The sequence below is a fragment of the Pseudoduganella lurida genome (genome assembly GCF_007830455.1).
GTDB classification, from domain to species: domain Bacteria; phylum Pseudomonadota; class Gammaproteobacteria; order Burkholderiales; family Burkholderiaceae_D; genus Rugamonas; species Rugamonas lurida.
Genome location: NZ_VLLB01000010.1, coordinates 32,959 through 50,506 on the forward strand (window position 1 = coordinate 32,959; position 17,548 = coordinate 50,506).

The 17,548-nt window shown below is 66.5% G+C and carries 15 protein-coding genes; 5 read left to right on the forward strand and 10 right to left on the reverse strand.

The annotated features are described in order from the left end of the window. Position 1 precedes the first annotated feature (1 nt). Both IP91_RS21905 and hemE read right to left on the reverse strand, forming a co-directional pair. Positions 2-2,023, reverse strand: coding sequence for a primosomal protein N' (locus tag IP91_RS21905; RefSeq protein WP_145651977.1), 2,022 nt, complete (start codon positions 2,021-2,023; stop codon positions 2-4). A 680-nt stretch (positions 2,024-2,703) separates the two neighbouring features. After that, positions 2,704-3,786 (reverse strand): uroporphyrinogen decarboxylase, encoded by a 1,083-nt coding sequence (hemE, locus tag IP91_RS21910; protein ID WP_145651979.1) that lies wholly within the window; start codon positions 3,784-3,786, stop codon positions 2,704-2,706. Positions 3,787-3,853: 67 nt separating this feature from the next. On the opposite strand from hemE, the gene IP91_RS21915 reads away from it, so the two are divergent. The 5 genes from IP91_RS21915 (at position 3,854) to IP91_RS21935 (ending at position 13,028) form a co-directional block, all read left to right on the forward strand. After that, complete coding sequence (locus IP91_RS21915; RefSeq protein WP_145651981.1) at positions 3,854-5,809, forward strand: alpha/beta hydrolase family protein; 1,956 nt, start codon at positions 3,854-3,856, stop codon at positions 5,807-5,809. After that, a complete protein-coding gene (locus tag IP91_RS21920) occupies positions 5,806-9,966 on the forward strand; it encodes a DEAD/DEAH box helicase (protein WP_145651983.1) in 4,161 nt (1,386 codons plus the stop codon). Before IP91_RS21915 ends, IP91_RS21920 begins: the two co-directional genes overlap by 4 nt. Positions 9,967-10,080: 114 nt before the next feature. Then, complete coding sequence (locus IP91_RS21925) at positions 10,081-10,440, forward strand: hypothetical protein (protein ID WP_145651986.1); 360 nt, start codon at positions 10,081-10,083, stop codon at positions 10,438-10,440. 130 nt (positions 10,441-10,570) lie between these two features. Then, complete coding sequence (locus IP91_RS21930; protein WP_145651988.1) at positions 10,571-11,050, forward strand: hypothetical protein; 480 nt, start codon at positions 10,571-10,573, stop codon at positions 11,048-11,050. A gap of 115 nt (positions 11,051-11,165) precedes the next feature. Next, on the forward strand, positions 11,166-13,028 hold the full coding sequence (locus IP91_RS21935; protein WP_145651989.1) for a DUF885 domain-containing protein: 1,863 nt from the start codon (positions 11,166-11,168) through the stop codon (positions 13,026-13,028). 54 nt (positions 13,029-13,082) lie between these two features. Here IP91_RS21935 and tatC read toward each other — a convergent pair whose 3' ends face one another. The 8 genes from tatC to hisA all read right to left on the reverse strand — a co-directional run bounded on the left by tatC (position 13,083) and on the right by hisA (position 17,531). Then, positions 13,083-13,844 carry a twin-arginine translocase subunit TatC gene (tatC, locus tag IP91_RS21940; RefSeq protein ID WP_145651991.1) on the reverse strand — a complete coding sequence of 254 codons (762 nt, stop codon included), beginning with the start codon at positions 13,842-13,844 and terminating at the stop codon, positions 13,083-13,085. Further along, positions 13,844-14,365 (reverse strand): Sec-independent protein translocase protein TatB, encoded by a 522-nt coding sequence (gene tatB, locus IP91_RS21945; RefSeq protein ID WP_145651993.1) that lies wholly within the window; start codon positions 14,363-14,365, stop codon positions 13,844-13,846. Before tatB ends, tatC begins: the two co-directional genes overlap by 1 nt. 43 nt (positions 14,366-14,408) lie before the next feature. Continuing rightward, the gene (gene tatA, locus IP91_RS21950; protein WP_145651995.1) at positions 14,409-14,642 is read right to left on the reverse strand and encodes a Sec-independent protein translocase subunit TatA; all 234 of its coding nucleotides are present in this window, start codon (positions 14,640-14,642) and stop codon (positions 14,409-14,411) included. Positions 14,643-14,754: 112 nt separating this feature from the next. Beyond that, complete coding sequence (locus tag IP91_RS21955; protein ID WP_145651997.1) at positions 14,755-15,126, reverse strand: histidine triad nucleotide-binding protein; 372 nt, start codon at positions 15,124-15,126, stop codon at positions 14,755-14,757. A 35-nt stretch (positions 15,127-15,161) separates the two neighbouring features. Next, entirely contained in the window at positions 15,162-15,500 is a 339-nt protein-coding gene (locus IP91_RS21960; protein ID WP_145651999.1) for a phosphoribosyl-ATP diphosphatase, read from the reverse strand. Continuing rightward, positions 15,497-15,958: a phosphoribosyl-AMP cyclohydrolase gene (gene hisI, locus IP91_RS21965; protein WP_145652001.1), complete on the reverse strand. Its 462-nt coding sequence runs from the start codon at positions 15,956-15,958 to the stop codon at positions 15,497-15,499. Before hisI ends, IP91_RS21960 begins: the two co-directional genes overlap by 4 nt. An 11-nt stretch (positions 15,959-15,969) precedes the next feature. After that, entirely contained in the window at positions 15,970-16,731 is a 762-nt protein-coding gene (gene hisF, locus IP91_RS21970) for an imidazole glycerol phosphate synthase subunit HisF (protein WP_145652003.1), read from the reverse strand. A gap of 8 nt (positions 16,732-16,739) precedes the next feature. Then, positions 16,740-17,531 carry a 1-(5-phosphoribosyl)-5-[(5-phosphoribosylamino)methylideneamino]imidazole-4-carboxamide isomerase gene (gene hisA / locus IP91_RS21975; RefSeq protein ID WP_145652005.1) on the reverse strand — a complete coding sequence of 264 codons (792 nt, stop codon included), beginning with the start codon at positions 17,529-17,531 and terminating at the stop codon, positions 16,740-16,742. Between the last annotated feature and the right edge of the window lie 17 nt (positions 17,532-17,548).

Below are 17,548 nucleotides of genomic sequence, written 5' to 3' on the forward strand. Positions count from 1 at the left end.
CCTAAATATCCACCGGATCCACCTCGAGCGACCACTTGATGCGCGCCTTCATGTCGCGCAGCTGTGCCAGCCAGTCCTTGAGGAAGGCCTGCAGCACGGGGCGCGACGCCGCTTCCACCAGCAGCTGGGCGCGGTCGACGTTGTGCACGCGGGTCATGCTCATGGGGATTGGGTCGTTCAGCGTCACGCCTTCGTGGCTGGCGCAGTCGCGCGCGGCCTGCAGGAACGCCAGGGCCTTGGCCAGTTCCGGCGCCTCGGCGCGCAGCATGGCCTGGTACAGGAAGGGCGGCAGGCCGGCCTGGCGCCGCTCGGCCAGCAGCGCGCTGGCGAAGCGGTCGTAGTCATGCTTGACCACCGCGCCATACAGCGGGTGTTCCGGATAGCGCGTCTGCACCAGCACTTCGCTGGGACTGCCCCCTTCGGCCTGGGCGGTGCGGCCGGCGCGGCCCGCCACCTGCATCAGCTGCGCGAACAGCCGCTCGCTGGCCCGATAATCCTGCGAGAACAGCGCCGTGTCCGGATTGAGGATGCCCACCAGCGTGAGCTTCTTGAAGTCGTGGCCCTTGGCGACCATCTGCGTGCCGATCAGGATGTCCACGTCGCCGCGGTGCACGGTGTCGAACGCTTCCTGGGCGCTGCCCTTGCGGCGCGTGGAATCGGCGTCGATGCGCAGGATGCGCGCCTGCGGGAACATCAGCTGCAGGCCTTCCTCGATGCGCTGCGTGCCGCGGCCCAGCGGCTGCAGGTCGACGTTGCCGCAGGTCGGGCAATGCCGTGGAATGCGCATCTCCAGGCTGCAGTGGTGGCAGCGCAGCTTGTGCTCGCCCTTGTGCAGCACCATGAACGCCGTGCAGCGCTGGCAGTCGCTCACCCAGCCGCACGAGTCGCAGCAGATCACCGGCGAGTAGCCGCGCCGGTTCAGGAACAGCAGCGACTGCTCGCCCCGTTCCAGCCGCAGTTTCAGGGCCTCGACCAGCGCGGCGGTCAGGCCGTCGCGCGGCTTGTCGTGCTCCAGGTTGATCAATTTGACGGCCGGCAGCGTGGCCTGCTGCACGGCACGCTCGCGCAGTTCCAGCTTGCGGTAGCGGCCGGACTGGGCGTGGTGCCAGGATTCCAGCGACGGCGTGGCCGAGCCCAGCACGACGGGGATCTTCAGCTGCCAGGCGCGCCACACGGCCAGGTCGCGCGCCGAATAGCGCAGCCCTTCCTGCTGCTTGTACGAGGGATCGTGTTCCTCGTCGATGATGATCAGCGCCAGCCGCGGCAGCGAGGCCAGGATCGCCAGCCGCGTGCCGAGCACGATGCGGGCCTGGCCCTGGTGGGCGGCCAGCCAGTGCAGCATGCGCTCCCCTTCGGACAGGCTGCTGTGCAGCGTGGCCAGCATCACGCCGGGGAAGCGCGCGCGGATATTGCCTTCCAGCTGCGGCGTGAGGTTGATTTCCGGGACGAGGATGAGGATCTGGCCGTCCGGCTCGCGCGCCAGCACCTGGGCGCAGGCCTGCAGGTAGACCTCGGTCTTGCCGCTGCCCGTCACGCCGTACAGCAGGATGGGGCTGAAGCCGCTGGCGCTGCCGATGGCATCGGCCGCTGCCTGCTGGGCGGGGTTCAGGACGGGCATGTCGACCGGCGTGGCATCGTGGCCCGGATCGAGCTTGGCCAGCTTCTTTATGGCCCGGTCCAGGGCCACCGTGGTGGACAGGCGCAGGTTCTTCGGCACGCCCGGCAGCGCCACCTCGCCCAGCGGGCGCTGGTAATACTCGGCGGCGAAGCCGGCCAGCGCCAGCCAGTGCGGCGAAAGCGGACCGAGCTGGCTGCGCACGGCCAGCGCATCCTTCAGCTTTTCAACCGGGACATCGGTCTCGTCCAGCACGGCGACGATGATGCCCACCACCTCGCGCCGGCCGAACGGCACGAGCACCAGCTGGCCGGGCGCGGGACGGGCACCGGGCTCGCAGGCCCAGCGGTAGTCGAACACGGCATGCAGTGGCGTATCCAGCGCGATGCGCAGAATGCATTGGGACATGAACTTACCTGCCAAGAGCTGATCTGCAAGGAGCTTGCCTGCGGGGGACTCCCCAGCAAGCTCCGTTGCAGCCGGTGAACTATCCACAAATTCTGGGGATAACTTTGTGGACATTGAGTACGTAATCGGCGGCAACCTCGCTTGCCGGTCCGCCAAGGCGGCTGAATTCGGTCCGATTTAACAAATTTTTATGTTTAAAATCAATTACTTGCAAATCACTTCCCAGAGCGCCGCGAAATGCGCAGTTTTTAAATTTTCTGTGCATAAGTCATTTCTGCTCGGCCGTGAAATGGTGCATTTGAAGGAACATAATTTCCCCGAGGAATGAGTCGCCGGATTCTCTTCCTTATCCATTTGCCCATATTGCACGGAAATTTCCTGCTCAAAATTAGTGCACTGCACAAGCTAATCGGACCAAATTCGGTAAGTGCCGGTTTACTAAGCGCTTTTATATTTTTTCCACAGTTTATGTGGATAACTTTGTGGAGAATGCACCCACAAGATTCCGGAATGGGCCGGACAGTGTTTGCTTATTGTAAAAGCTGTCCCCATAGCCAGAAAAAATAAAGAGTGAAATCAGTCACTTACAGGGGACCTGCCCGGGACATCGCTCAGCCTGCCAATTCTAGCGGCAGGCCGAAAAATTGTGCATAAGTCGGGTTTGGCTGCGCAGGGCAAGCTCAGCGCATGCCCTGGCGCAGCTGGCGGCTGTAGGCATGCACTTCGTCCACCATCACCGACACCGCGTCGGGCGGCGTGAACTGGGAGATGCCGTGGCCCAGGTTGAAGACATGGCCCTTGTCGTGCGGACCGAAGGCATCGAGCACGCTGCGCACCCCGGCGCGGATCTGGTCCGGCTCGGCGAACAGGATGGCGGGGTCGAGGTTGCCCTGCAGCGCCACCTTGTCGCCGACGGCGGCGCGTACCCTGGCCACGTTGGCGGTCCAGTCCAGGCCGATCGCATCGGCGCCGATGGCGGCGATTTCCTCGGCCCAGTGCGCGCCGCCCTTGGTGAAGACGATGGCGGGAATGCGCACGCCATCATGCTCGCGCTTGAGCTGCGCCACCACCTGCTGCATGTAGCGCAGCGAGAACGGCTGGTAGACGCCATCGGCCAGCGCGCCGCCCCAGGAATCGAAGATCATCACGGCCTGCGCACCCGCTTCGATCTGGGCGTTCAGGTAGGTGGCGACAGCGCGCGCGTTCAGGTCCAGGATGTGGTGCATCAGGTCCGGGCGGCTGTACAGCATCTTCTTGATGGTGTGGAACTCGCGCGAGCCCTGGCCTTCCACCATGTAGCAGGCCAGCGTCCACGGGCTGCCGGAAAAGCCGATCAGCGGCACCCGGCCATTGAGCGCCGTGCGGATCGACGTCACTGCGTTGAACACGTAATCGAGCGAACCCGGCTCCGGCAGGCGCAGCGCGTGCACCTCGGCCTCGGTGCGCAGCGGACGCTCGAACTTCGGCCCCTCGCCTTCCACGAAATGCAGGCCCAGGCCCATCGCATCGGGCACCGTCAGGATGTCGGAGAACAGGATCGCCGCATCCAGCGGGTAGCGGTCGATCGGCTGCAGCGTGACTTCGGTGGCCAGTTCCGGATTCGTGGCCAGGCCCATGAACGATCCCGCTTTGGCCCGCGTGGCGCGGTACTCGGGCAGGTAGCGGCCCGCCTGGCGCATCAGCCACACGGGCGTGTAGTCGGTCGGCTGGCGCAGCAGCGCACGCAGGAAGGTGTCGTTCTGGAGCGGGGCGAATTGTGGCATCGGAGGCAATGAAATGCGGGACGAAAGAGGGTATTATCGCATCCCGCTGTCCATTTCACCGCCCACCATGACCCTGCCCGCCACCCGCTTCGGAACCTGGCCTTCCCCCATCGGCGCCGCCGTCGTGGCCGCCGGTGCCACCCCGCTGTCGTCGCTCGCGATTGATGCCTATGCCTATGCCGATGCAGATGCCGATGCAGATGCCATTTACTGGCTGGCCGGCCGCGCCAGCGAAGCGGGCCGCACCACCGTGCAGCGCCTCCGCGCCGGCCGCATCGAGGAACCGACGCCGGCGCCGCTGAACGTGCGCACCCGCGTACATGAATACGGCGGCGGCGCCTATGCGGTCGATGGAGGGACGTTGTTCTTCTCGCACCATGCGGACAACCGGCTGTACCGCCAGGAAGGCGATGCCGAAGCCGTGGCCTTCACGGCGCCGGGCCCGCAGCGCTTTGCCGACTTCGTGGTGGACCGCGCGCGCAGCCGCCTGATCGCCGTGCGCGAGCAGCATCCGGACGATCCGGCCTCGCACGAGCAGCCCGTCAACACGCTGTGCGCGGTGGGTTTCGACGGGGTCGAGACGGTGCTGGCCGGGGGCCACGACTTCTATTCCTCGCCGCGCCTGTCCCCGGACGGCCGCCGGCTGGCCTGGCTCACCTGGGACCACCCGCGCATGCCATGGCAGGGCACCGAACTGTGGCTGGCCGACATCCTGGACGATGGCACGCTGGGCACCCCGGCCCTGGTGGCCGGCGGCGCAGACGAAGCCATCTGCCAGCCGGAATGGGCACCGGACGGCCGCCTCTATTTCGTCACCGACCGCAGCGGCTGGTGGAACATCCACCGCCAGGGCCATGGCGCGGTGTGTGCGATGGAGGCCGAATTCGCCGGCCCGCACTGGGTATTCGGCAATGCCATGTATGGATTCAGCTCCGCCACGGAGATCGTCTGTACCTATATCGACCAGGGCGTCAGCCGCCTGGCGAGGCTGGCGGTGGCCGACGGTACCCTCACGCCCATCGACAACCCGTACGAAGAGATCCGCGAGCTGCGCGCCGGCGCCGGCTTCATCGCGGTACTGGCCGGCAGCCCGACGATCGCCGCCGAAATCGCCCGCATCGATCTCGCCACCGGTGCACGGACCGTGCTGGCACGCTCGATCGAATCGCTGCCGGACGTGGGCTATCTGTCGGTGCCGCACAGCGTCAGCTACCCCAGCGAGAACGGCCGCACGGCGCATGCCTTCTACTACCCGCCAAAGAATCGCGACGTGACGGCGCCCGCGGAGGAAAAACCGCCCGCGATCGTCATCGGCCACGGCGGCCCGACCAGCATGGCCACCAGCACATTGAAACTGGCCACGCAGTTCTGGACCAGCCGCGGCTTCGGCGTGCTGGACGTGAACTACGGCGGCAGCACGGGCTTCGGCCGCGCCTACCGCGACCTGCTGCGGGGCCAATGGGGCGTCGTCGACGTGGAGGACTGCGTGGCCGGCGCGCGCTGGCTGGTGGACCAGGGCCTGGCCGATGACGCGCGCCTGATCATCCGCGGCAGCAGCGCCGGCGGCCTGACGGTCCTCAATGCGCTGGCCTTCCACGACGTCTTCAAGCTGGGCGCCAGCTACTACGGCGTGGCCGACCTGCAGGGCCTGGACGACGACTCGCACAAGTTTGAATCGCACTACACGGATTACCTGATCGCGCCGCAGCCGGGGGCGCAACAGCTGTACCTGGAACGCTCGCCGATCCACCACACGGACAAGCTGGCCTGCCCGATGATCTTCTTCCAGGGCCTGGACGACAAGGTGGTACCGCCGCAGCAGTCCGAAGCGATGGTGCAGGCCTTGCAGGAGCGGGGCGTGCCCGTCGCCTACGTGCCGCTGGAGGGCGAGGGTCACGGCTTCAGGAAGGGTGACAGCGTGGTGCGGGCCCTGGAAGCGGAGCTGTATTTCTACCTGCGCCTGTTCGGCCTGCACGATCCGGCACAGCCGGCCCCGGTCCGGATCGACAACCTGGCGGCATGAGCGAGCGCGCATTGCAGGACCAGTTCGATGCGCTGCACCTGAACGAAAAGGCGATCCTCGCGCTGCTGGCGCTGGTGGGCGACGCGCTCGGCAAATCGGCCGTGCACGACCACGTGCTCAAGATGAACCTGCGCGACGATGCCGGCCATGCGATCACCCTGGCGGCCAGCAACGAGATGCTCGAACACCTGAACCGCCTCGCCTTCGTCGACCTGGTCACGGGCCGCGGTTTCATCTGCAATCCCAAGGTGCGCTGGCCGGCGATCCGGGCCGCCACCGACGCCTGCCTGACGGACGATATCGACCGGGCCTACGACGCGCTGAACCCGATGAACCGCAGCTGGAACGGCACGCTCGAGCCGCGCAGCTACCGGCACGGCGTGGCGCGGCTGCGCATGGCGCTGTTGCGCGGGAAGGGGCCGTTCGACGTGGCGCCGCTGCTGGCAGCCTGCCTGCGCTCCTACGAAGCGGCGCAGCTGCACCCGATCATCGACATCTTCACCCGGCCGTTCGAACCCGACATGCTGCTGCTGGTCGATCCCGACCTGCGCAACGATGTGCTGACGCTGCTGCTGCAGCACACGCAGCGCGAACCATCGCTGGCCGTGCCGGTGCGCGCCGCCTGCGAGCGGCACGTCGAACGGTGCCGCTCGCAGGGCGAAGACATCACGGACGCGCTGCGCCTGGCGATGGGCGAAGACGCCATCCTGTGCGGCCGCCTGCAGGACGCCGTGGCCTATCTGGAAGTGGTGAAAACGCCGCAGGCGCTGTTCTACGCCAGCGTGCTGATGCTGCTGCGCGACCAGGTGACGGATGCCGTGTCCGGTTTCGAGTCGGCGCTGAAATCGCTGCGCCGCGAAACGGGCAAGCGCAAGCAGCTGTTCCAGGGCTTCGGCGGCCACCTGTTCGTGCTGGCGCTGCTGCGCGCGGACGACCCGAAGACGCTCAAGACGGCCGAGACCTACCTGGAGCTCGCCGTGCATGCGCAGCAGAACCCGGACAGCGCCACCTACACCCACCTGTCGATGCTGCGCCAGATCCGCGCCGGCACCATGCAGGCGGACGTGGTGGTGTCGCGCACCTGGGAAACGCCGCTGCAGGCACAGATGTTCCAGGCGCTGCTGTACTGGTGGCTCGGCCTGCCGCAGCTGGAGGCGCGCCGCGCCGAGCTGCAGGACCTGGCCGCGCAGGCCGGTGCCAGCGGCTTCCTGCTCATCGCCGCGCAGGCCGAGGGCCTGCTGGGCCACCTGGGCGACGAAGGCGCCGCCGCCCGCGCGAAGGACCTGCGCGACAAATTCGGCCTGCCGGACATGGCCACCTGGTTCGCGCGCGAGGAAGCCTGGCAGCGCCAGCTGGCGGCGCTGATCAACCTGCACCAGGGTACGCCGGCAGCCGGTGGTGAGGCGCGGCTGGTGTGGATGATCAGCTGGAGCGACCATGGCAGCATCGTCGAGATCGAACCGCGCGAACAGAAGCGCGATGCCAAGGGCCAGTGGGGCAAGGGCCGGCCGATCGCGCTGAAGCGGCTGAGCGAGGAGGCCGCGCAACTGGATTACCTGACGCCGCAGGACATCCGCCTGACCACCTTCATCGAACCGTCGCGCCAGGCCTACTCCTCCGGCCTGCGCTACGACCTCTACGCGAACGGCGCCACGCCGGCCCTCGTCGGCCACCCGCTGGTGTTCTGGATGGATGCGCCGGACACGCGCGTGGATATCCAGGGCGGCGAGCCGGAACTGCTGGTGCGCGAGGCGAAGAACGAACTGCGCCTGACGCTGCAGCCCACGCCGCCGGACCGCACCGCCACCCTCGTGGTGCTGCGCGAGGCGCCGAACCGCCTGCGCGTGGTGACGATCAACGACGAGCACCGCCGCATCGCCGCGATCGTGGGCGACGGCCTGAGCGTGCCGCTGCATGCGAAGGACGAAGTACTCAAGGCCATCGGCACGGTGGCCGCCAGCGTCACCGTGCAGTCCGACATCGGCGGCGGCAGCGCCACGGCCGCCACGTTCGATCCGGACGTGCGCCTGCACGTGCACCTGCTGCCGTACCAGCAGGGCCTGCGCATGCAGGTGCAGGTGCGGCCGCTGCCCGATGCGGGACCGTACTATGCGCCCGGCGCCGGTGCCGAAACGGTGATCGCGGACGTGGGCGGCCGGCCGGTGCAGGTGCGCCGCAACCTGGCCGGCGAGCGCGATGCCGAGCGCCAGCTGGTGCTGAAGTGTCCCGCGCTGGAAGGGGCCGAACAGGAACACGGCGAATGGCTGATCGGCCAGCCGGCCCTGTGCCTGCAGCTGCTGGTGGAACTGCAGGAGCTGGGCGACAAGGTTGTCATTGGCTGGCCGGAGGGCGAAACCTTCCGCGTCACGCAGCCGGTGCACACGAAGCAGCTGAAGCTCTCCATCAAGAGCAAGAAGGACTGGTTCGAGGCCAGCGGCAAGCTGCAGGTGGACGAGAACCGCGTGATGGACCTGCGCGCGCTGCTGGACCTGATCCGCGCCAACAAGAGCCGCTTCATCGCGCTGGGCGACAAGCAGTTCCTGGCGCTCTCCGAAGAGCTGTACCGGCGGCTGGCGGAACTCGATGCGTATGGCGAGGACGACGATGCCGGCGTGAAGGTGCACCAGCTGGCCGCGCACATCCTGGAAGACATCGCCGGCGAAGTGGGCGGCCTGGAAGCGGACAGGCTGTGGCGCGAACACATTGCCCGCATCGCCGCGCAGGCGGCATATCAACCGCAGGTGCCGACGACGCTACAGGCCGACCTGCGCGAGTACCAGCGCGACGGCTTCGATTGGCTGGCGCGGCTGGCCCACTGGGGCGTAGGCGCCTGCCTGGCGGACGACATGGGACTCGGCAAGACCGTGCAGGCCCTGGCGCTGCTGCTGCTGCGCGCGCCGCAGGGCCCGGCCCTCGTCGTCGCGCCCACTTCCGTGTGCATGAACTGGGTGAGCGAGGCCGCCCGCTTCGCCCCCACGCTGAACGTCAAGCTGTTCGGCGCCGGCGACCGCGCGGAGATGATCGACAATGCCGGCCCGTTCGACCTGGTGATCGTCAGCTACGGGCTGCTGCAGCTCGAATCGGCGCGCTTCACGAAACCGCGCTGGCACACCATCGTGCTGGACGAGGCGCAGGCCATCAAGAACGCCGCCACGAAACGCTCGCAGGCCGTGATGGCGCTGCAGGGCGACTTCCGGATGGCATGCACCGGCACGCCGCTGGAGAACCACCTGGGCGAGCTGTGGAACCTGTTCCGCTTCATCAATCCCGGCCTGCTGGGTTCCCTGGACCAGTTCAACCTGCGCTTTGCCGGCCCGATCGAGCGGCAGCAGGACCGCAAGGCCGAAGTGGGCGCGCGCAACCGGCTGCGCCGGCTGATCGGCCCTTTCATCCTGCGCCGCACGAAGGCCCAGGTGCTGACGGAGCTGCCGGCCCGCACCGAGATCACGCTGGAAGTGGACCTGTCGGCGGAAGAGACGGCCCTGTACGAATCGCTGCGCCGCGAGGCGCTGGATAAACTCGCGGCGATCGATGCGCCGGCTGATAAAAAGTCGATGCAGATCCTGGCCGAGATCATGAAGCTGCGGCGCGCCTGCTGCAACCCGAACCTCGTCGCGCCGGACCTGAAGCTCGACAGCAGCAAGCTGGCCGCGTTTGCCGAGCTGCTGGCCGGCCTGCTGGAGAACCGCCACAAGGTGCTGGTGTTCAGCCAGTTCGTCGACCACCTGGGGCTGATCCGCGATCACCTGGACCGGGAAGGCGTCAGCTACCAGTACCTCGATGGCGCCACGCCGATGGCGACCCGCAAGGCGCGGGTGGACGCGTTCCAGGCCGGCGACGGCGATGTGTTCCTCATCAGCCTGAAGGCGGGCGGCGTGGGCATCAACCTCACGGCGGCCGACTACGTGATCCACATGGACCCGTGGTGGAACCCGGCCGTGGAAGACCAGGCCTCCGACCGCGCCCACCGCATGGGCCAGCAGCGCCCCGTGACGATCTACCGGCTGGTGGCGCGGCACACGATCGAGGAAGGCATCGTCGACCTGCACGCGCACAAGCGCGAACTGGCCGACAGCCTGCTCGACGGCAGCGAGATGGCGGCGCGCATGAAGGCCGAGGACATGCTGGCGATGCTGGAGGAAGGGCTGCGGCGCTGAAGCGGTGGTAGCAGCCGCGGCGACTGGAAATTTCCCAGGCCTAACGTCCCGCGGCTGCGGCGTGCCCTTCGCTATGATGGCCCGACCCTAACCACGCCTCCCGAGGAACCCACCATGGCCGACACCCTGCTGCGAGTATTCGACAGCCTCCCCGTGGCCGAGCAGGCGCGCGCAGCGCTGCTGGCTGCCGGCATCCCCGCCAGCGCCATCACGCTGGAATCGCGCAACGACGAAGCCAGCCCCGTCGAGGGCAGCTTCGTGGTCGACCTGACCAATGCGCCCACGCCCTCGCTGGACAACCCGAACCGCGCCGGCGAAAACGGCGAGATCCGCGCCGCCGTCCAGCGCAGCACCTGCATCCTGCAAGTGGAGGTGGAGAACGACCGCGACGGCATCAACGTCAACGGCATCCTGGACCGCCACGCGGCCGGCGACCAGGCCGAGCGGATGACGAGCCGGCAGGACCCCGCCTGACGGGGCCTACTGCCGAGTCCGTGTCCACCTTGGGGTCAGACCCCGACATGGACACGGCCTCGGCAGTTGGATCCTGTCCGGACTGCGCTGACCTCTTCCGGCCGGCACCATTCCATGCAATCATTCATGCATGGAACCAAACAACCAGCAAGACAACCCCACCGGCACGCCGCTGTGCGGCAAGGCCTGGACCGCCTATGTCGGCTGCCTGCTGGCGGCCGTGATCCTCGTTTTCCTGTTGCGCCTCGCCTTCAATTACTCGGAGGCGGCGGCGGCTGGCGTGCTGGCAGCGGGCACGCTGCTGATCGGCTACCGCGTGCTGATGCTGCGCAGCGTGCAGCTGTACTACGACGACGTGGGCGTGTGGCTGTATTCCGGCATCCTGCCCTGGTCGAAGGGCGTGCGCGGCGTGAAATGGCGCGACATGGACGAGGCGGTCTACGTGCAGTCGTTCGGCAGCTGGCTGCTGCGCTCGTGGACCATCCGCGTGGGCCACCGCTTCACCAAGGCCAGTGAAATCACGCTGACCAGCATGGCCCGCGGTCGCGAAGCCGTGGCCGTCATCAACCAGCACCACCAGCGGCTGATCGGCGAAGACCGGCTCGCCTGAACCGTGCTCGACCGTCTTCATGTAACCAGGGTGTAACATCGCGGCTTTGGCGAGCCCGATAGTGATAATCTCCCCCGCTTCACGTGGGTCGATTACCCGTTACAAAGGTTACACGATGATCAAGACAAAAATTGCGCTGGCCGCAATGATGCTGGGCCTGGCGTTCGCGCCGGCCGAGGCGGCCAGGAAGCCGCAAAAGGCGAAGACAGGCAAATCCGCCCCCGCCAAATCCTCCCAATCCACCAAGTCCTCCTCCCGCACAGCCAAGGCGGCGCCAGTGGCCGCTGCCGCCGCTGCACCGGCCGCGAACAAGGCCGACCGCGCGCTCGATGCGCTGTCCAGCCAGTTCCTCACCGCCCTGTGGCGCGTGGATCCGGAAACGGCCATCAGCGTGGGCAAGTACGACAGTGCCGCCACGCTGACGGTGCCCGATGCCGCCACCCGCACGCAGCAGCTGGCCTTCATCGACGAGTGGCTGGGCCGCTTCAACAAGATCGATGCGCGCCAGCTGTCGCCGCGCCAGCGCACCGACATGGGCCTGCTGGTGAACAAGCTCAATGCCGACCGCTGGAACCTGACCACCTGCCGCGAATTCGAGTGGAACCCGGCCTCGTACAACATCGCCGGCCCGATCGACTACATCCTGCACACGGAATACGCGGCCAAGGCCCAGCGCCTGCGCACGCTCCTCAAGCGCATCGCCAACGTGCCGGCCTACTACGACGCGGCGCGCGCCAGCATCAGCAAGCCCACCCGCGAGCACACGCAGCTGGCCATCGCCCAGGCACCGGGCGTGCTGGCGCTGCTGGCCGAAGTGGACAAGGAAGCCCAGGCCTCCACGCTGGCCGCCAACGAGAAGGGCCTGTTCGCGCAGCGCGTGGCCGCCGCGAGAACGGCCGTGGAAGCCTACGCCGCCTGGCTGGGCGAGATGGACAAGATGCTGGCCACCACCGGCAATGCCCGCTCCTTCCGCCTGGGCCGCGACCTGTACGAGCAGAAGTTCGCCTTCGACATCCAGTCCGCCAGCACGGCCGAACAGACCTACAACAAGGCGCTCGCCGCCCGCGAGGAACTGCTGGCGAACATGGACCGCATCAGCGACGAGCTGTGGCCGAAGTACCTGGCGGACGTGGCCAAGCCCGCAGACCGCTACGCCAAGATCGGCCGCATGATCGACAGGCTGGCGGCGAACCACGTGCCGCGCGAGCGCTTCGTGGAAGAGATCAAGGCGCAGATCCCGCAGCTGCAGCAGTGGGTGACGAGCAAGGACCTGCTGACCCTGGACGCGGACAAGCCCCTGGTGGTGCGCGAAACGCCCGCCTACCAGCGCGGCGTGGCCGGTGCCAGCATCGAGGCGCCCGGTCCGTACCGCCCGCAGGACCGCACCTACTACAACGTGACGCCGCTGGACGGCATGTCGGCCGAGCAGGCCGAGAGCAGCCTGCGCGAGTACAACCACTGGATCCTGCAGATCCTGAACATGCACGAGGCGATTCCCGGCCACTATGCGCAGCTGGTGTACGCGAACAAGTCGCCGTCGATCGTCAAGTCCGTGTTCGGCAATGGCGCGATGGTGGAAGGCTGGGCCGTCTACAGCGAACGGATGATGCTGGAATCGGGCTGGGGCGACAACGCGCCGGAGATGTGGCTGATGTACTCGAAGTGGAACCTGCGCAGCGTGACCAACACGATCCTGGACTACAGCGTGCACGTGCTGGGCATGCAGCAGCCGGCGGCAATCGACCTGCTGACGCGCCAGGCCTTCCAGACGCAGCAGGAGGCCACCGAGAAATGGCGGCGCGTGCAGCTCACGTCGGTACAGCTGACGTCCTACTTCAGCGGCTATTCCGAGATCATGGAACTGCGCGAACAGCGCCGCAACGCGCTGGGCAGCCGCTTCTCGCTGAAGGGCTTCCACGAGGACTTCCTGGGCTACGGCAGCGCGCCGGTGAAGGTGATCCGGGAGCTGATGCAGTAGGTTGATGCAATCAGCGCAGGGACCAAAGAGAAAGGGAGCCGCGGCTCCCTTTTTTTATCCTTCGGCCTTTTCCGCCGGCGCCTGCGTGGCCTTGACGAACATCGGCGACACCAGCAGCCCCAGCTCGAACAGCATCCACATCGGGATGGCCAGCGAGAACTGGCTGACCACGTCCGGCGGCGTGACGATGGCGGCGATCACGAACGCGCCCACGATCACGTACGGACGCCATTCGCGCAGCTTTTCCAGCGTGACGAGGCCCATGCGCACCAGGATGACGACGACGATCGGCACCTCGAAGGCGGCGCCGAACGCCAGGCACATCGACATCACGAAGTCGAGGTAGTTCTCGATGTCCGGCGTGACGGCGATCGAGGACGGCGCGAATTCGTTGATGAACTTGAAGACGCGGCCGAACACGAAGAAATAGCAGAACGCCACGCCCAGCGCGAACAGCAGCGACGAGGAGATGACGAGCGGCGCCACCAGCCGCTTCTCGTGCTGGTACAGGCCGGGCGCGATGAAGGCCCAGGCCTGGTACAGCACCCAGGGCAGCGCGATGATCAGCGCCAGCACCAGCGTGACCTTCATCGGCACCAGGAATGGCGCCGTGATGCCGGTGGCGATGATTTTCGAGCCGACCGGCAGCGCCGAGATCATCGGCTGTGCGATGAAGTCGTACAGCATGCTGGGGCCGGGCCAGAACATCAGCAGCGCGGTGACGACCAGTACGCCGATGGACGCCTTGACCAGCCGGTTGCGCAGTTCGACCAGGTGGCTGATGAAGGTTTCTTCGACCGGTTGTTCAGTGCTCATCAATAAAAGGATGCAGGGGGTTTGCCGTTACGGGGGCGGAAGCGCGCCACGCGCGCCGCGCCGGATACCACGTGCATGCGGCCGCCGGTGCGCTGCTTGTACCACTGGGGCACGGCGGAGGTGCGGCCCAGCTTCTTGCGGCGGAATTCCTTGGCCTTGCGGGCCACGTCGTCCGTCGAGGCCGAATACGAGGGCGCCGAATACGCGTCTTCCACCGTGCTGGAGACGGCGGCATCGTCGACCCGGAACGCGTCCTCGACGTCGGACATGTTCTTGGCGATGGAGTTCTCCACGTCGGCCTTGATGCTGTCGGCCTGTTCCTGCACGTTCTTCTGCAGGTTGCGCAGCTCTTCCAGCTCGATCTCGCGGCTCACTTCGCTCTTGACCTCGTGCAGGTAGCGCTGCGCGCGGCCATACAGCGTGCCGGCCATGCGCGCCACCTTCGGCAGCTTTTCCGGACCGATGACCACCAGCGCCACGACGCCGATGATGGCCAGCTTCGACAGGCCGAGATCGATCATGGCTCAGCCGTGAAGGCGACGGAGGATGGCAGGGACAACCGCATCAGAGCTTGTTCTTTTCCTTGGCTTCGACTTCGATGGTGCCCTTGTCGGTCACCTTGGACGGCGGCGGTGCCGGCTGCTCGGCCGCATCCTTCTCGTCCGTCTTCACGCCATCCTTGAAGCCCTTGACGGCCTTGCCCAGGTCGGAGCCGATATTGCCCAGTTTCTTGGTACCGAACACCAGCATGACGATCACCAGCACGATCAGCCAGTGCCAAACGCTAAAGCTACCCATTGTCTTCTCCTTGCAGGGCGTCGATGCCCGGATTCAGTGGAACGAACAGTATACGCGAAGCGCACGCTGTCATGTTTCTGTCATTTCATGGCGCTAGTCGCCCTCGGGCGGCCTAGTGCATGCCCTTCCACGGCCGCGCGCCGCCATACACGTGCATGTGCAGGTGGTACACGACCTGGCCGCCATCGGGGCCGGCGTTTACCAGGGTCTTGTAGCCGCCCGTGGGGGTGCCATCGGCGTCGTAAGTGACGGCGATGCCATGCTCGGCGGCCAGCTTCGGCGCCAGCGCCAGCATCCTGCCCAGCACGGCGGTATCTTCCGGCTGCACGTCGGACAGCGTGCCGATGTGCTTCTTCGGGATGATCAGCAGGTGCACCGGCGCGGCCGGGTTGATGTCCTTGAAGGCCAGCAGTTCGTCGTCTTCATGCACGACGGTGGCGGGGATCTGTTTGGCGGCGATCTTGCAGAACAGGCAGTCGGTCATGGTTTTCCCTTGCGTTCGCTTATTCCTGCGTTGGCTTACTCTTTGCGGGCGGCTTTTTCGGCAATGCCGGACACGCCTTCGCGGCGCGCCAGCTCGTCGAGCACCTGCTGCGGCGTGAGGTCGAACTGGGCCAGCAGCACCAGCGAATGGAACCACAGATCGGCCACTTCGTACAGGACCTTCGATCCGTCGCCGGACACGCGCGCATCCTTGGCGGCCATCACGGTTTCGGTGGCTTCCTCGCCGATCTTCTTCAGGATCGCATCGTCCCCTTTCGAGAACAGCTTGGCCACATACGAGGCGGCCGGGTCGGCGCCCTTGCGGGAGGCGATCGTGGCCGCGACGCGGTCGAGGATGTCGTTGGGCTGGGTCATTTCTTCTTGTCCCCGTGGTGATGGGCAGGATTGCTGTAAATCGTGTCCGGATCCTTCAGCACCGGCTCCACGCTCTGCCAGTCGCCATCCGGCGCGGCGCCTTCGAACTGCTGGAAGAAGCAGGAATGGCGGCCCGTGTGGCAGGCGATGCCGCCGGCCTGCTCGACCTTCAGCAGCACCACGTCCTCGTCGCAGTCCAGGCGGATATCCAGCACCTTCTGCACGTGGCCGGACTCCTCGCCCTTGTGCCACAGCTTCTTGCGCGAGCGGCTCCAGTACACCGCCTCCTGCAGCTCGACCGTCTTGTACAGCGCATCGCGGTTCATCCAGGCGAACATCAGCACATCGTTGCTGCCGTTCTCCTGCACGATCACGGGCACCAGGCCGTGTTCATCCCAGCGGATGCGGTTCAGCCATTTTGCCTTGGCTACGCTAGGCGTCGTCGTGGGGATACTCATGATTTGCCTTGTTACGCCAGTCGCATCGGAATGCCCTGGCCGGCCATGAAGCGCTTGGCTTCCTGCACCGTGTGCTGCCCGTAGTGGAAGATGCTGGCGGCCAGCACCGCATCCGCATGGCCCTTGGTGACGCCGTCGGCCAGGTCCTGCAGGCCGCCCACGCCGCCGGAGGCGATCACGGGCACGTTGACGGCATCGGACACGGCGCGCGTCAGCGCCAGGTCGAAGCCGGACTTGGTGCCGTCGCGGTCCATGCTGGTCAGCAGCAGCTCGCCGGCGCCCAGCGACGCCATCTTTTGCGCCCACTCGACCACGTCGAGGCCGGTGGCGTTGCGCCCGCCATGCGTGAACACTTCCCACTTGCCATCGCCCACCCGCTTGGCGTCGATGGCGACGACGATGCACTGCGAACCGTGCTTCTGCGACGCTTCGAACACCAGCTGCGGATTCGTGACGGCCGAGGTGTTCAGGCTGATCTTGTCGGCACCCGCGTTGAGCAGGCGCCGCACGTCCTCCACCTTGCGCACGCCGCCGCCCACCGTCAGGGGAATGAAGACCTGGGATGCGACCTGCTCGATGATGTCGAGGATCAGGTCGCGGTTATGCGACGAGGCCGTGATGTCGAGGAACGTCAGCTCGTCGGCACCCTGCTCGTCGTAGCGACGCGCGATCTCGACGGGATCCCCGGCGTCGCGCAGCTCGGTGAAGTTGACGCCCTTGACGACGCGACCGTCCGTCACGTCCAGGCAGGGGATGATGCGTTTTGCCAGCATGGTGAGCCTTATTCCTCGCCGACCGGATCGGACAGTTCGCCCGTCAGCTCGTCGGCGCGCAGCTGCGCCTCGTTCAGGTTGATCGTGCCTTCGTAGATCGAGCGGCCGCAGATCACGCCTTCGATGCCTTCGTCCTGCACGGCGCACAGCGCTTCCACGTCGGCCAGGTTGTGCAGGCCGCCGGAGGCGATGATCGGAATGCGCACCGCCTGGGCCAGGCGTACGGTGGCTTCGATGTTCACGCCGCCCATCATGCCGTCGCGGCCGATGTCCGTGTAGACGATCGATTCCACGCCGTACTGCTCGAACTTCTGCGCCAGGTCGATCACTTCGTGGCCGGACATCTTGCTCCAGCCGTCCGTGGCGACCTTGCCGTCTTTCGCATCCAGGCCCACGATGATGTGGCCCGGGAAGGCGCCGCACGCATCGTGCAGGAAGCCGGGGCTTTTCACGGCGGCGGTGCCGATGATGATGTAGCTGATGCCGTCATCGAGATAGCGTTCGATGGTGTCCAGGTCGCGGATGCCGCCGCCCAGCTGCACGGGGATCTCGTCGATGTCGTTCTCGAGCGCGAATGCCTGCACGGCTTTCAGGATGGACTTCACGGCGCCTTCGTTCTTCGGCTTGCCGGCGAAGGCGCCGTTCAGGTCCACCAGGTGCAGGCGGCGCGCGCCCTGCTCCAGCCAGTGGCGCGCCATGGCGCCCGGGTCGTCGGAAAACACGGTGGCGAGATCCATGTCGCCTTGTTTCAGGCGGACGCAGTGACCGTCCTTGAGGTCGATGGCAGGAATGAGCAGCATGGCTTTTTTCAGGAGTG